10 protein-coding genes are annotated in these 13,638 nt (G+C 70.3%); 2 read left to right on the top strand and 8 right to left on the bottom strand.

Features of this window, described 5'->3' with window-relative positions; translation table 11 throughout:
• Window positions 1-32: 32 nt before the first annotated feature.
• Together GFK26_RS09245 and GFK26_RS09240 are read left to right on the top strand one after the other, a co-directional pair.
• On the top strand, window positions 33-1,031 hold the full coding sequence (locus GFK26_RS09245; protein WP_153281727.1) for a Bug family tripartite tricarboxylate transporter substrate binding protein: 999 nt from the start codon (window positions 33-35) through the stop codon (window positions 1,029-1,031).
• A gap of 24 nt (window positions 1,032-1,055) precedes the next feature.
• Entirely contained in the window at window positions 1,056-2,195 is a 1,140-nt protein-coding gene (locus GFK26_RS09240; RefSeq protein WP_153281726.1) for a CaiB/BaiF CoA transferase family protein, read from the top strand.
• A 21-nt stretch (window positions 2,196-2,216) separates the two neighbouring features.
• Here GFK26_RS09240 and GFK26_RS09235 read toward each other — a convergent pair whose 3' ends face one another.
• The 8 genes from GFK26_RS09235 to GFK26_RS09200 form a co-directional block, all read right to left on the bottom strand.
• A complete protein-coding gene (locus GFK26_RS09235) occupies window positions 2,217-3,431 on the bottom strand; it encodes a VWA domain-containing protein (RefSeq protein ID WP_153281725.1) in 1,215 nt (404 codons plus the stop codon).
• Complete coding sequence (locus GFK26_RS09230) at window positions 3,428-5,776, bottom strand: DUF5682 family protein (RefSeq protein WP_153281724.1); 2,349 nt, start codon at window positions 5,774-5,776, stop codon at window positions 3,428-3,430. Before GFK26_RS09230 ends, GFK26_RS09235 begins: the two co-directional genes overlap by 4 nt.
• 13 nt (window positions 5,777-5,789) lie before the next feature.
• Window positions 5,790-6,869, bottom strand: a complete 1,080-nt coding sequence (locus tag GFK26_RS09225) for an AAA family ATPase (RefSeq protein WP_153281723.1) — start codon at window positions 6,867-6,869, stop codon at window positions 5,790-5,792.
• Entirely contained in the window at window positions 6,866-8,431 is a 1,566-nt protein-coding gene (locus GFK26_RS09220; protein ID WP_153281722.1) for a DUF5691 domain-containing protein, read from the bottom strand. The genes GFK26_RS09225 and GFK26_RS09220 overlap by 4 nt, the downstream gene beginning before the upstream one ends.
• Entirely contained in the window at window positions 8,428-9,774 is a 1,347-nt protein-coding gene (locus GFK26_RS09215) for an SWIM zinc finger family protein (RefSeq protein WP_153281721.1), read from the bottom strand. Before GFK26_RS09215 ends, GFK26_RS09220 begins: the two co-directional genes overlap by 4 nt.
• 58 nt (window positions 9,775-9,832) lie before the next feature.
• Window positions 9,833-10,387: a hypothetical protein gene (locus tag GFK26_RS09210; RefSeq protein WP_153281720.1), complete on the bottom strand. Its 555-nt coding sequence runs from the start codon at window positions 10,385-10,387 to the stop codon at window positions 9,833-9,835.
• Entirely contained in the window at window positions 10,384-12,420 is a 2,037-nt protein-coding gene (gene htpG, locus GFK26_RS09205) for a molecular chaperone HtpG (protein WP_153281719.1), read from the bottom strand. Before htpG ends, GFK26_RS09210 begins: the two co-directional genes overlap by 4 nt.
• Window positions 12,421-12,578: 158 nt before the next feature.
• Window positions 12,579-13,631, bottom strand: a complete 1,053-nt coding sequence (locus GFK26_RS09200) for an ABC transporter substrate-binding protein (RefSeq protein WP_153281718.1) — start codon at window positions 13,629-13,631, stop codon at window positions 12,579-12,581.
• Window positions 13,632-13,638: the final 7 nt, after the last annotated feature.

Genomic DNA, 13,638 nt, shown 5'->3' with positions numbered 1-13,638 from the left:
CACTTTTTCTAGAACAACGGAGACAAGAACCCATGCGACATTCACTCAGCCATTTCCTCAGCGCGGCGGCCACCGCCTGCGCCACCCTGCTGCTCGCGGCCACGCCCGCTGCGCACGCGCAACCCGGCGCCTTCCCGTCCAAGCCGATGACGCTGGTCGTGCCCTTCCCGCCCGGCGGCCCGACCGATGCGATGGCGCGCACGCTCGCCGCCGAGCTGCGCGACAAGCTCGGCCAGCCCATGATCGTGGAGAACCGCGCGGGCGCGGGCGGCAACATCGGCGCCGACTACGTGGCGCGCGCCGAGGCCGACGGCCACACGCTGCTGTTCGGCACCTCGGGCCCGCTGGCCATCAACGTCAGCCTGTACCGCAAGATCAGCTACGACCCGACGAAGAGCTTCGCGCCCGTGATCCAGGTCGGCTACCTGCCGAACATCCTGGTGGTGAACCCGGCCCTGCCGGTGAAGAACGTGCCCGAGCTGGTCGCCTACGCCAAGGCCAACCCGGGCAAGCTGAGCTATGCCTCGTCGGGCAACGGCGCCTCGTCGCACCTGGCGGGCGTGCTGTTCAACTCGGTGGCCGGCACCGACCTGCTGCACGTGCCCTACAAAGGCACGGGCCCGGCGCTCAACGACCTGCTGGGCAACCAGGTCAGCATGACCTTCACCGACATCCTCACCGCGCTGCCCTACGTCAAGACCGGCAAGCTGCGCGCGCTCGGCGTGGCGACGGCAGCGCGCTCGCAGGCGCTGCCCGACGTGCCGACGATTGCCGAGCAAGGCAACAAGGGCTACGACGTGAGCGTGTTCTTCGGCATCGTCGCCCCGGCCGGCACGCCGCCCGACCGCGTGGCCAAGCTCAACCACGCGTTCGCCGAAGTGCTCAACTCGCCGAAGGTGAAGCAGATGTTCGCCGGCCAAGGCCTCGAAGCATCGGCCGACACCTCGCCGCAGAAGCTGGCGCAGTTCATCGCCAGCGAAACGGCCAAGTGGAAAGACGTGGTGACGAAGTCGGGCGCGCAGCTCGATTGACGACGACGAAGGCACCGCACTGACATGACATCCCCCCAAAGCGCCCTCGCGGGCATCCGCGTGCTCGACATCTCGCGCATCCTCGGCGGCCCGTACTGCGGCCAGATCCTCGGCGACCACGGCGCCGACGTGCTCAAGGTCGAGCCGCCGCAAGGCGACGACACGCGCACCTGGGGCCCGCCCTTCAAGGAAGGCGTGGCCTCGTACTACCACGGGCTGAACCGCAACAAGCGCGTGCAGCACCTGGACTTCTCGACCGAAGAAGGCCGCGATGCGCTGCTCACGCTGGTGGCCGAGGCCGACGTGCTGATCGAGAACTTCAAGACCGGCACGATGGAGCGCTGGGGCATCGGCTACGAGGCGCTGTCGCAGCGCTTTCCGCGCCTGGTGTGGTGCCGCGTGTCGGGCTTCGGCGCCGATGGCCCGCTGGGCGCGCTGCCGGGCTACGACGCCGCCGTGCAGGCCATGACCGGCATCATGAGCATCAACGGCGAGGCCGACGGCGGCCCGCTGCGCGTGGGCCTGCCGGTGGTCGACATGGTGACCGGGCTCAACGCCGTCATCGGCGTGCTGCTCGCACTGCAAGAGCGGAATCGCAGCGGACGTGGCCAGTTCGTCGAAGCGGCGCTGTACGACAGCGGCCTCTCGCTGCTGCACCCGCACGCAGCCAACTGGTTCATGGACGGCACGGCGCCGCGCCGCACCGGCAACGCGCACCCCAACATCTATCCCTACGACGCGCTGGCCACGGGCACCGACCCGATCTTCGTGGCCGTGGGCAACGACCGCCAGTTCGCGAGCTTCTGCCGCTGCATCGGCCTGCCCGCGCTGTCCGACGACCCGCTGTACCGCACTGCCGGCGCGCGCTCTGTGAACCGCGACGGCCTCAAGCAGCAGCTCGAAGCCGCGCTCGCCGCCTTCGACGGCCGCACGCTGGTCGACCAGCTGATGGCCGCCGGCGTGCCCGCCGCGCCCGTGCTGCCCGTGGCGGCTGCGCTGCAGCACCCGCACACGCTGCACCGCGAGATGGTGGTGGAGATGGAAGGCGGCTACCGCGGCATCGGCGCGCCGGTGAAGCTCAGCCGCACGCCGGCCAGCTACCGCCACGCACCGCTGACGCCGGGCGACGCGTTCCTCCCGAGCGACGACGACGCGGCGCGCTGAGCGCCGTCATCGTCTCTCGCGTCAGGCCGCGCGGCTGGTCTTCAAGCCCTGCCCTGCGGCCCAGGTCGACACGTCCTCGCGCTTGATGGCCGCGGCCATGAGCCCGGGGAACGCATCGGGCGTGCAGGCGAACGAGGGCACGCCCAGCGCGGCGAGCTTGGCGGCCAGGTCGCGGTCGTACGAGGGCGCGCCCTCGTCGCTGAGCGCCAGCAGCGCGATGAACTGCACGCCGGCCTCCACCAGCTGGTGGGCGCGGCGCAGCAGGCCGTCTTCCACGCCGCCTTCGTACAGGTCGGAGATGAGGATCAGGATGGTGTTGCGCGGCTCGCGCACCAGCGTCTGGCAGTAGCCCACGGCGCCGTTGATGTCCGTGCCGCCGCCCAGCTGCACGCCGAACAGCAGGTCGACCGGGTCTTGCAACTGCTCGGTCATGTCGACCACGGCGGTGTCGAACACCACCAGCTTGGTCGACACCGCCGGCAGGCTCGCCATCACCGCGCCGAAGATGCTCGAATACACGACCGACGCGGCCATCGATCCGCTCTGGTCGATGCACAGGATCACTTCGCGCTGCGGCTGGCGCGCCTTGCGCCCGTAGCCGATCAGCGTCTGCGGCACCACGGTGCGGTACTCGGGCTGCCAGTGGCGCAGGTTGGCGCGGATGGTGCGGTGCCAGTCGATCTCCGAATGGCGCGGGCGGCGGTTGCGCTGGCTGCGGTTGAGCGCGCCGCTCACGGCGCTGCGCATCGGCTCCTCGAGCTTCTTCATGAGCTCGTCGACCACCTTGCGCACCACGGCGCGCGCCGTGTCCTTCGTGCCGGCCGGGATCACGCTCGCCAGTGCCACGAGGTTGGCCACCAGGTGCACGTCGGGCTGCGCGTTCTCGAGCATCTCGGGCTGCAACAGCATCTGGCGCAGGTTGAGCCGCTCCATCGCGTCGCGCTGCATGACCTGCACCACCTGGCTCGGAAAGTACTTGCGGATGTCGCCGAGCCAGCGCGCCACGCTGGGCGCCGAATCGCCGCGGCCGCCGCGCTGCCCACCCTGGCCGAGGCCGCGCCGGCCATCAGCTTCGTAGAGCGCGGCGAGTGCCTGGTCGATCTCGCGCACGCGGCCTTCGATGGCGCCGCAGCTGGCGTTGGCTTCGCTGCCGAGCACGAGGCGCCAGCGCTGCAGCCGGTCGGTGGGCGGCAGGGTTTGTTCTTCGTCGTCGATGGGCATTGGATTCGCGCTCATGCCTTCACTCCCAGCAGTTCCCGCAGCAGCGGCAGCGCGAGCACCGCGCGTGATTCGTCCCAGTTGGTGGCAGCCACGGCAGACGGCAAGGTGCCGCCGACCGCACCGCGCTTGGCGCGTTCGCCGAGCGCGCGCCGGTCGGCGCCCGAGAAGTCCGCGAAGCTGCGCCGCACCAGCGGCAGCACCTGCACGAAGTGGTCTTCACCGAGCCCCGCGAGCCAGCCGTCGACCAGCGACCACACGGCATCGTCGTGCAGCAGCACCATCGCGTTGCGGTTGAGAAAGCCTTCGAGCCATGCCGCCGCATCGGTCGGCGGTGCGCCGGCCGAGAGGTTGCGCGCCAGTTGCTGCGAGGCGCCGTCGCTGCCGATCTGCGCGTCGTCGAGCAGCAGCCGGCAGCTCACGCCGCGCAGCAGCGGCGCGCCGGTTTCGCCGAAGGCGATAGCACGCAATGCGTTGCGCCAGGCGGTGGTGGTTTCTTCGCCATCACGCAGGCGCACCGCGTCGTGCGCGCCGATGAGGCGGATACGCAGCGACTCGGCGGCTTCGGCGTCGAGCGCGCCGCACGCAATCGGCAGGCCGATGGCGCCGCGCACGATGAGGCTGTCGAGCACGTGCGAGAGCAGCGCGCTGTCGGTCTGGCGCACGCTGCCGTAGCGGAACACGTTGGCCAGCGGCGGCACGGCGCCGATGAGCTGCACGGCGTCGCCGGTGAGCGCGGCGCGGTCTTCGAGCGCGCGGGTCACGGCCTGCACGGCCACGGGCAGGTCGGCGAGCAGCACGGTGTCGACCTGCTCTGCGAGCACGGTGAGCGAGGTCTCGGCCGCCAGCCCTTCCATCACGCGCGCGCTGGCGGCGTGTGCCACCGTAGCGCCGAAGCGGCTGGCCTCGATGACGCGCAGCGCGAACTCGGGCTGCCACTGCAGCTGCCACACCTCGTGGAAGGTGCCGCGGCTCGCGCGCTGGCCGGCGGTGACCTCGCCCCATGGCAGGTCGAGCAGGCGCAGGCGGTGCAGCAGGTGGCTGCGTGCGAGGTCGTTGGGCTGGCGCAGGTCGAGGTCGAGCGTCTTCGCGGTGGCCTCGGGCTTGAGGCGCAGGCTTTTCTGCGCCTGTTCGAGGTCGCGCTGCAGCGGCACGGTGGGCACGTCGGCCGGCACCTGGCCCATGCGGTCGCCGACCGTGAGGCGTTCGCGGATGAGCGTGAGCGGCGCCTGCTCGCCCATGCAGATCACGCTGCGCACGGCCTCGTCGAGCTCGGGCAGGCCGGGCGCGGGGCGCTCGCGCAATGCGGCGAGCGTGTCGGCCAGGCGCGTGGCCTCGATGAGGTGGGCGGAGGAGCAGTCGAGGTCGTGCTCGCGCAGCAAGCGCGCGACGCGTGCGAGCCACCCGGTGCTGCGCCCCGCCACCTCGTGCCCCTGCTGCCACAGGTGCTCGTACCAGCCCGGCGAATCGATGCCGGCGCCGTAGCCGCTGGCGCTCGTGAGGTGCCGGTACGTCCACGGTACCCAGGTCGCGAGCACCTTGAGCTTGGGCAGGCCCTTGAGCAGCGCCGCATCGGCCTTGGCGGTGGCCGCGCCCTGCAGCGCAGGCACGTGCCACGCACCGCAGACGACGGCGATGCGCTGGTGGCCGGCCTTCACGGCTTCGCGGATCGATTGCCGCATGAAGGCTTCGCGCCGCTGCTCGCGTTCCATCGCGCGCACGCCGCGCCGGTCTTCGGGCGTTTCGGCGCGCACGGCGGTCATGGCTTCGGCGATGGCGCCGAACAGGTCTTCGCCGTCGCCGCGTTCCTCGACCATGTGGTTCCACCAGCTCTCGCCGTCGGCATAGCCGGCAGCGTGGGCGAGCCAGTCGAAGGGGTCGTCGGGCAACGTGTGCGCGGCGTGTTCTTCCTCGGGGGCTTCGACCGTTTCAACGAGGGGCACCGTGTCGGTCTCGTCATCGTCGAGTGGTGTGTCGACAGGCTCTGCGGCCTTGGCCTCGTCGGCTGCGCGTGCGACCTGCTCGATGGCCATGCGGTGCGCCTGCGGCAGGTCGATGAAGCGCGTGGGCACGCCGCGCGCGGCGCCCCATTGCAGCGCCTGCCACTCGGGCGAGAAGGTGGCGAAAGGATAGAACGCGGCCAGGCCCGTGTCTTCGCTCGCGTGGATCAGCACCGCGACCGGCGGTTGCAGGTCGGCATGCGCGAGAAAGGACAGCAGCGGCTCGGCCTCGGGCGGGCCCTCGACGAGGATGCAGTCGGGCTGCAGCGACTCGAAGGCGCGCAGCAGGCTGCGCGCACAGCCGGGGCCGTGGTGGCGGATGCCGAAGTAGTGCAGCGGCGAAGGCGCCGCGCTCGTGCTCATGCGCTGGCTCGCGTCAGAGTTGTTCGCGGCAGGCGCGGTACAGGTCCTTCCAGTCGGCCCGTTCCTTCACCACGGTCTCGAGGTATTCCTTCCACACCACCTGGTCCTGCACCGGGTCCTTGATGACGGCGCCGATCAGGCCCGAAGCCACGTCGGCCGAGCGCAGCACGCCGTCGCCGAAGTGGCCGGCCAGCGCCATGCCGCTGTTGATGACCGAGATGGCCTCGGCGGTCGAGAGCGTGGAGGTGGGCGACTTGATGCGCGTCTTGCCGTCTTCGGTCTGGCCGTTGCGCAGCTCGCGGAAGATCTGCACCACGCGGCGCACTTCCTGCAGCGCGGGCGGCTCGGCCGGCAGCGCGAGCGCGCGGCCCAGCTCGGACACGCGCTTGACGACGATCTGGACTTCTTCGGCTTCGCTCGACGGCACGGGCAGCACCACGGTGTTGAAGCGGCGCTTGAGCGCGCTCGAGAGTTCATTCACGCCCTTGTCGCGGTTGTTGGCCGTGGCAATCACCGAGAAGCCACGCGTGGCCTGCACCTCGGTGCCGAGTTCGGGCACGGGCAGCGTCTTTTCCGAAAGCACGGTGATCAGCGAGTCTTGTACGTCGGCCGGGATGCGCGTGAGTTCTTCGACGCGCGCGATCTTGCCCAGGCGCATGGCGTTCACCAGCGGGCTCGGCACCAGCGCCTTTTCCGACGGGCCGTGGGCCAGCAGCTCGGCGTAGTTCCAGCCGTAGCGCAGCTGTTCTTCGCTGGTGCCAGCCGTGCCCTGGATCAGCATCGTCGAGTCACCGCTCACGGCGGCGGCCAGGTGCTCCGACACCCACGACTTGGCAGTGCCCGGCACGCCGTACAGCAGCAGCGCGCGGTCGGTCGCGAGCGTGGACACGGCGATTTCCATCAGGCGCGAACTGCCGATGTACTTGGGGCTGACCTCGAAGCCGTTGGCCAGCTTGCCGCCCATCAGGTAGGTGAGCACGGCCCAGGGCGAGAGCTTCCAGTTGGCCGGGCGCTGGCGGTCGTCGACCTTCTGGAGCGCTTCGAGTTCTTCGGCGAATTGCTGTTCGGCATGCTGGCGCAGGACATTGCTCATGGACGGCCTTGGGAAGAGGTTGAAAGTGAGGAAGAAGAGAAAGAAGACAAGGGAAGGGTCGCGACCAGCCGGCGCGCGCGCACGATGCGCGCGGTGTCGGCCAGTGCGTGGGCGAGGCCGGGGCTTTCCTCGGCCGCGCGCGGCAGGTCGGCCAGCAGCGGCAGCGCATCGAGGTGCAGCAGCGCGGCGGCGGTGCCGAGCACCTGGCGCAGCACGTAGTCGTTGACGAGGTCGCCGCGCTCGACGCGCGTGCGCAGCGCCTGTGCGATGCGCAGCGACAGCGCGGCCGAGGGCGTATTGCCGGGCGCGCAGGCCTGGTCGGCAAACGCGACGACGTCCTGCACGCCCTCGCCGGCATCGCCGAGTTGCGTCGCCCAGTGGCGCTCGCGGCGTTCGCGCGGCAGCAGCGCCAGCAGCGGGCCCACGCCGCCGCGGTGACCGCGCGGGCGGTCGAGCAGCGCATCGCACCAGTCGAAATCGGGCGCGGCCAGCACGGCCTCGTTCCAGCCGCGCAGCAGCGCGTCGTGCCAGTCGCCGGTCGCGGCCCAGTCGAGCAAGGCAGCGGGCGTCAGGCCGGTGCGCGCGGTCCACCACGCGAGCGGCATCTGGCGCACGAGCTGGTAGAGCCACCACGCGCGCTCGCCGAGGCTGTCGTGCGTGGGGCGCGTGGCGTCGATGGCGTCGTCCTTCCAGCGCGGGTCGGCGGCCTCGGGGGCGTTCAGTTGCCACGTCGCGCCTTGCGGTGAGAGCAAGGGCGCGAGAAAGGCCTCGACGCGCCGCACGTGCGCGCTGGCCGGCAGGCGCTGCAGCAGCTCGACCACGGTCTGGCGCACATCGCGCGCGCGGTCTTTCAGCTGGGCTTCGAGCAAGGCTTCGTCGTCGGGACCGAGGTTCTCGGCCAGCGCGCCGATCAGCACGGCGCGCTCCTTGGCGGGCAGTTGCGGCAGCTCGGCGGCGAGGCGTTCGCGCGCGCCAGCCGGGTCGTCGCGGCGTTGCTCGGCCAGCACGGCGCGGCGCTGATCGATGCTGCCTTCGTCCCAGCGGGTCTGCGTGTCGGCCTGCGCGCTGGCACCGACGGCGTAGCGCCAGTCGTCGTTGCGCGCGGCCAGCCAGCGACCGCGCTCGCCGAGCGCGAGAACGACGGCGGGACGCAGCGCGGTGTCGCGGCGGCCGGCATCGAGCGCGGCGGGCAGCAGGCTGGGCGGCAGGCGCCAGCCGGCAGCGGCGAGCACCGCCAGCACCTCGTGCTGCAGGCGCTGCGGGCCGGCGGCGAGCGCATCGGCGATCACGGCGAGCAAGGCGGGGTCGCCGAGCGCGGGAGAGAGATCGTTGGCGGCAGGCGGTGCGTCGTCGGCGGGCAAGCCCGGCGCGACGAAGCCCGCACGGCGGCCCACGGCCACGGCGCCCGCGACGCGCAGCAGCACGCCTTGCGCGCTGTCAGCGGGTTGTTGCAGCGCCTGAAGCAGCGCGCCGAAATCGCCGGCCATGCCGTCGGCGGCGGGCACGGGTTGGCGTGCGGTGCCGACGAGAGCCGTCTGCAGCAAGGTGTTCCAGTGGCTCATGTGCGTGCTCCGCTCAAGGTCCAGACGGGTGTTCCACCCTCAGCCGCCCACGCGGTGAGTGGCGCGAACTGCTCGCCGTCCCATTCGCCGAATACGCGCAGCGGCGCACCGCCCGAATGCGCCATCAGCTGCCAGGCTTCGGCCGCGGCCAGTTGCATCGGCAGCGCCTGCGAAGCGGCGCCCAGGCGCAGCCACCACTGGTCGCCATGCCGCGCGGGCACGGCATCGGCCCACACCAGGGGCAGCAGCGGCTGCCACGGGTTGGCCGCGATCTGCTGCGCCATGCGTTGCCATTCACTGGCTTCGTCATGAAGCGCGACAGGCGCTGCGGTCGACGCAGCCTCGGCCGGCAGCTCGGCCACCACCGCGCGCTGCGAGGCGTGGCCGGGATAGAAGCACAGCACGGCCGCACGTTCGCTGCCGCTGACCCAGCCGGTCTCGAAGCCGCGTCCGCCGTGCGAGTAGTCGAGCAGCAGCGCGCGCCGTCCGCTCGCGCGGCCCTGCAGCCACACATGGCGCTCGACCAGCTTGGTGTCGCGCTCGTCGAGGCACTGGCCCAGCACGAGCCAGTGGTCGTTCACGCGCTCGCCATCGGCCAGCAGCGCCTCGCGGTCCTGCGGCCAGCCGAGCGCGGCGCGCAGGTCGGCGCGCGTGGCGGGCGACAGGCTGTCGCGGCGCGGCACCGCATCGACGATCAGTTGCAGCCGGCCCAGCCGGTCGAGCAGGCGCGCGGGCCAGCCATCGCCGGCGCCGATCAGCTCGGCCGCCTGCGTGATGCGCTGGCCGAGCCCCGGCGCCTGCGCGTCGACCATGCGCGCGGCCATGGCGGCCCAGCCTTCGGCCTGCTCGCTGCCGAGCGCGGCCAGGCCGCGCTGGGTCTGGTCGTCGAGCCAGCGCGCAAGCTCCTGCACGCCGGTCTCGATGCGCTTCCAGCGCTGCGCGTCGCGCTTGGCGGCTGCAGCGGGATCGGGCGCGGCGGCCGGTTCGGCGGCGCGGGCTTCTTTCTTCTCGGCCTTGTCGCGGCGCGAGGCGAGCCAGTCGGCCACCCACGGCGGCGGCGCGCCGGCGGTGAAGCTGGCTTCGCTCTGCGCGCGCAGCAGCATCAGCGCCAGGCCGTGCTTGCAGGGGAACTTGCGGCTCGGGCAGGAGCAGCGGAACACGGGCCCCGACAGGTCGACCTGTGTCTGGTAGGGCTTGCTGCCGCTGCCCTGGCATTCGCCCCAGACGGCGTCGTCGGAATGTGCGAGCGTGGGCCACTTGGCGGGCGCGAGCAGGCCTTTGGCGGCCTTCGCGGAGGCGTCGTCCGGCGCAAGCGCGAGGACGGCTTCGGTACTGAGACTCATGGAAAGGGCAGCCTCGCGCCGGGCCGCGGCGCGGTCAGGGGTGGGAGGGGCGCGACCATCAGGGCGCGATGGGATGGCCGGGCGTGCCTGCTTCGCCGGCCACGACCGCTGTTCTCGCAGCGGAGGGGCGGTAGGACACGCGTGCCGCCGGCACGGGTGCGGCGGCGATCGGTGGCGACGATGACATGGGCCGCGTGACGCCGGCCTTGGTGACACTGACAGGCGCGGTGGCCGATGCCGCGGCAGGCACCACCACGCCAGGCGTCGCCTGCCCGGGCGCTGCTGGCGCCGTCTCGTACGGGTTGTGCAGCACCACGCTCTTGCCGACGCCCACGCCGGTGCCGATCGGCCCGACGCCGACCCCCACGCCGACGCTGGCCGAGCCGGTGACGGCGCCGTTGTCGTGCAGGGACACGCCCGCGCCGAGCGGGCCCCAGCCGGTGTTCAGGCCGACGGAAAAATTGCCGTCCTTCGTGGCACCGAGCCCGAGCGAGAGCCCGGGCACCAGCGGAATGCCGATGTGATAGTGCGAACAGCCGCCCATCAGAAGCAACAACAGCAGCGCCGAAGTGGCAGCCGCTGCGCGACGAACGATGCGCGGCCGGGCGTTCACACCAGCAGCGCGTTGACGCGCCTCACGTAGGCGGCGGGGTCGGCCGGCAGGCCGCCTTCGGCCAGCAGCGCCTGGTCGAACAGGATGTTCGCGAGGTCGTCGAAATGCGCGGAGCCTTCGAGCTTCTTCACCAGCGGGTGCTCGGCGTTGACTTCGAGCACGGGCTTCAGGTCGGGCGCGGGCTGGCCGGCCTGCTTGAGCATGCGCGCGAGCTGCGTGCTCATGCCGCCGTCTTCCACCACGAGGCAGGCGGGCGAGTCGACCAGGCGCGTGGTCACGCGCACGTCTTCGGCCTTGTCCTTGAGCGCCTCTTTCAGTTTTTCGAGCAGCGGCTTGAACGACTCGGCGGCTTCCTCGGCGGCCTTCTTCTCGGCTTCGTCCTGCAGCTTGCCCAGGTCGACCGCGCCCTTGGCCACGCTCTGCAGCGGCGTGCCGTCGAACTCGTTGAGGTAGTTCAGCGCCCACTCGTCGACACGGTCGGTCATGAGCAGCACCTCGATGCCCTTCTTCTTGAAGACCTCGAGCTGCGGGCTGTTCTTGGCGGCGGCGAGGTTGTCGGCCGTGATGTAGTAGATGGCGTCCTGGCCGTCCTTCATGCGCGCCTTGTAGTCGGCGAAGCTCACGCTCGCGACGTCGCTCGTGGTGGAGGCAAAGCGCAGCAGCTTGGCGATGCGGTCGCGGTTGCCCATGTCCTCGCCCAGGCCTTCCTTCAGCACCGCGCCGAACTCGGCGTAGAACTTGGCGAACTTGCCCGAGTCGTCGGCGGCCGCGGCGGCCGTTTCGGCGGCGGTGGGCGTGTTCTTGTCGACCACGTCGGTCACACCTTCGGTCGGCTCGGGTGCGGGCACCGATTCGCCCGAGCCCACGTCGATCTTGCCTTCGACGCTGTCGGGCGCGGTCTTCTGCTTCTTGGCCAGGTCTTCGAGCATCGACAGCACGCGCTTGGTGCTGCCTTCACGGATGGCCTTCACGTCGCGGCTTTCCTGCAGCAGCTCGCGGCTCACGTTGAGCGGCAGGTCGGCCGAGTCGATCACGCCCTTCACGAAGCGCAGGTAGTTGGGCAGCAGCGCCTCGGCGTCGTCCATGATGAAGACCCGCTTGACGTACAGCTTGACACCCGCGCTCTTGTCGCGGTTCCACAGGTCGAACGGGGCCTTGGCCGGGATGTACAGGAGCTGCGTGTACTCGGTGCTGCCTTCGACGCGGTTGTGGCTCCAGGCGAGCGGCGCCTCGTAGTCGTGGCTGATGCTCTTGTAGAACTCTTCGTACTGCTCGGACGTGATGTCCTTCTTGGGACGGCTCCACAGGGCGTTGGCCTTGTTGACGGTTTCCCATTCGCCGGTTTTCACCATGTCGCCGGGCTGGTCGTTCTCGCCTTCTTTCCACTCTTCCTTTTCCATCAGGATGGGCAGGGAGATGTGGTCGGAATATTTGCCGACGATCTGCTTGAGCTTCCAGGCGTTGAGGTATTCGTCGGCATCGTCGCGCAGGTGCAGCGTGATGCTGGTGCCGCGTTCGGCGCGCGTGATGTCGGCCACCTCGAAGTCGCCGGCGCCGCCGCTCACCCAGCGCACGCCCTGGTCGGCGGGCAGGCCCGCGCGGCGCGACTCGACGCTGATCTTGTCGGCCACGATGAAGCCCGAGTAAAAGCCCACGCCGAACTGGCCGATGAGCTGCGCGTCGGCCTTCTGGTCGCCGCTCAGGCGGCTCATGAAGTCTTTGGTACCACTCTTGGCGATGGTGCCGAGGTTGTCGATGGCTTCCTGGCGCGACAGGCCGATGCCCTTGTCGGTGAGGGTGAGGGTGCGCGCGGCCTTGTCGAACGACAGGCGCACGTCGAGCTCGGGCTGGTCTTCGTAGAGCTCGGGATGGTCGAGCGCCTCGAAGCGCAGCTTGTCGCACGCGTCGGACGCGTTCGAGATCAGCTCGCGCAGGAAGATTTCCTTGTTGGAGTACAGCGCATGCGTGACGAGGTGCAGCAGTTGCGCGACTTCAGCCTGGAACGGGAGTTTGGTATTGGAGGAATCAGCCATGGGAAAGAATGAGATCGAAGCCAAAAAATTCTAAGGCGAGCCGCCCGCGGCGGGCAGCGGCCTTGCCAACTTTATGAACTGGGGTTGTCGCGCCAAAAAACAACGAGTGCAAGGCCGGGCGAACTTTGTCACACGGCTGTCGGCTGCACGCTGCGCTTTCAGCGCGGTTGCGACTCCACTTCACGCGTCCAGCGGTCGATGAGCCGTTTGCGCTCGGCCACCTTGCCGTATTTCTCGAAGTCGTACTTGATGAGCCGCACGCCCTCCATCGACGGAATGCGGGCATCGGCCTTGAAGGTCTTGTTGGCCGGCGACTGCAGGCTGCCGACCTTGGCGCCGATGGACTGGCCCGCGGGGCTCATGAGCCAGTCGTAGTAGCGCCTGGCGTTCTCCTTGTTGCGCGCGCCCTTCACGAGCGCGATGCCGCCGATTTCGAAGCCCGTGCCTTCGCAGGGCGCGGCGGTCTTCACCGGAAATTTGTCGTGCCGCCAGCGCTCGAAGCCGAAGATGAAGCTCACGCCGATCGCCACCTCGCCCTTGGCCACGTTGGGCGCCTGCGCCTGGCCGCTGCGCGTGTAGCTGGTGACGTTCTTGTGCAGCTTCTTCAGGTAGTCGAAGGCGGGCTCCTCGCCCATCTGCTGCACCAGGCCGGCGATGACGGTGTAGGCCGTGCCGCTGGTGGCGGGGTGCGAGATTTCGATCTCGCCCTTGTACTCGGGCTTGATGAGGTCGGCCCAGCACCTGGGCTCGGCGAGCTTCTTTTTCTTCAGCAGGTCGGTGTTGAAACCGAAGCCCATGGCGCTGGTGTAGAAGCCGCCCACCATGTTCTGCGACATGGCGTACTGGCGCACCGACCAGTCGTGCAGGTCGTTGATGTAGGCCGGGCGGTACGGCTCGAGCAGGCCCTGCTCGGCGGCCTGCAAAAAGGGGTCGCCGGTGCCGCCCCACCAGAGATCGGTCTTGGGGTTGGCGGCCTCGGCGCGCAGCTGCGCACCGATTTCGCCGGTGCCCTTGTGGGCCTGCTGCACCTTGATGCCGGTCTCGCGCGTGAAGGCCGTGGCGGCCGCCTCACACCAGCCCGCGTCGGTGCTGCACAGCGCGTTGACGGTGCCCTGCGCGGCAGCCTGCGGCGCCCCGAGCAGGAGCACCGCGCCCAGGCAGGCGATGGCCAGGGCGCTCACGGTGGGTCGCGGGGCGGATGATGAAGGCATGCGCAGG

The sequence above is a fragment of the Variovorax paradoxus genome, assembly GCF_009498455.1.
GTDB classification, from domain to species: Bacteria; Pseudomonadota; Gammaproteobacteria; order Burkholderiales; family Burkholderiaceae_C; genus Variovorax; species Variovorax paradoxus_H.
The sequence above is the reverse complement of the archived record's forward strand: the minus strand, read 5'-3'. Positions and strand labels throughout refer to the sequence as shown.

Excerpts from the sequence above, each read along its gene's own strand:
- GFK26_RS09245 (WP_153281727.1), top strand. The coding sequence starts at position 33 with ATGCGACATTCACTCAGCCATTTCCTCAGCGCGGCGGCCACCGCCTGC.
- GFK26_RS09240 (WP_153281726.1), top strand. The coding sequence starts at position 1,056 with ATGACATCCCCCCAAAGCGCCCTCGCGGGCATCCGCGTGCTCGACATC.
- GFK26_RS09235 (WP_153281725.1), bottom strand. The coding sequence starts at position 3,431 with ATGAGCGCGAATCCAATGCCCATCGACGACGAAGAACAAACCCTGCCG.
- GFK26_RS09230 (WP_153281724.1), bottom strand. The coding sequence starts at position 5,776 with ATGAGCACGAGCGCGGCGCCTTCGCCGCTGCACTACTTCGGCATCCGC.
- GFK26_RS09225 (WP_153281723.1), bottom strand. The coding sequence starts at position 6,869 with ATGAGCAATGTCCTGCGCCAGCATGCCGAACAGCAATTCGCCGAAGAA.
- GFK26_RS09220 (WP_153281722.1), bottom strand. The coding sequence starts at position 8,431 with ATGAGCCACTGGAACACCTTGCTGCAGACGGCTCTCGTCGGCACCGCA.
- GFK26_RS09215 (WP_153281721.1), bottom strand. The coding sequence starts at position 9,774 with ATGAGTCTCAGTACCGAAGCCGTCCTCGCGCTTGCGCCGGACGACGCC.
- htpG (WP_153281719.1), bottom strand. The coding sequence starts at position 12,420 with ATGGCTGATTCCTCCAATACCAAACTCCCGTTCCAGGCTGAAGTCGCG.
- GFK26_RS09200 (WP_153281718.1), bottom strand. The coding sequence starts at position 13,631 with ATGCCTTCATCATCCGCCCCGCGACCCACCGTGAGCGCCCTGGCCATC.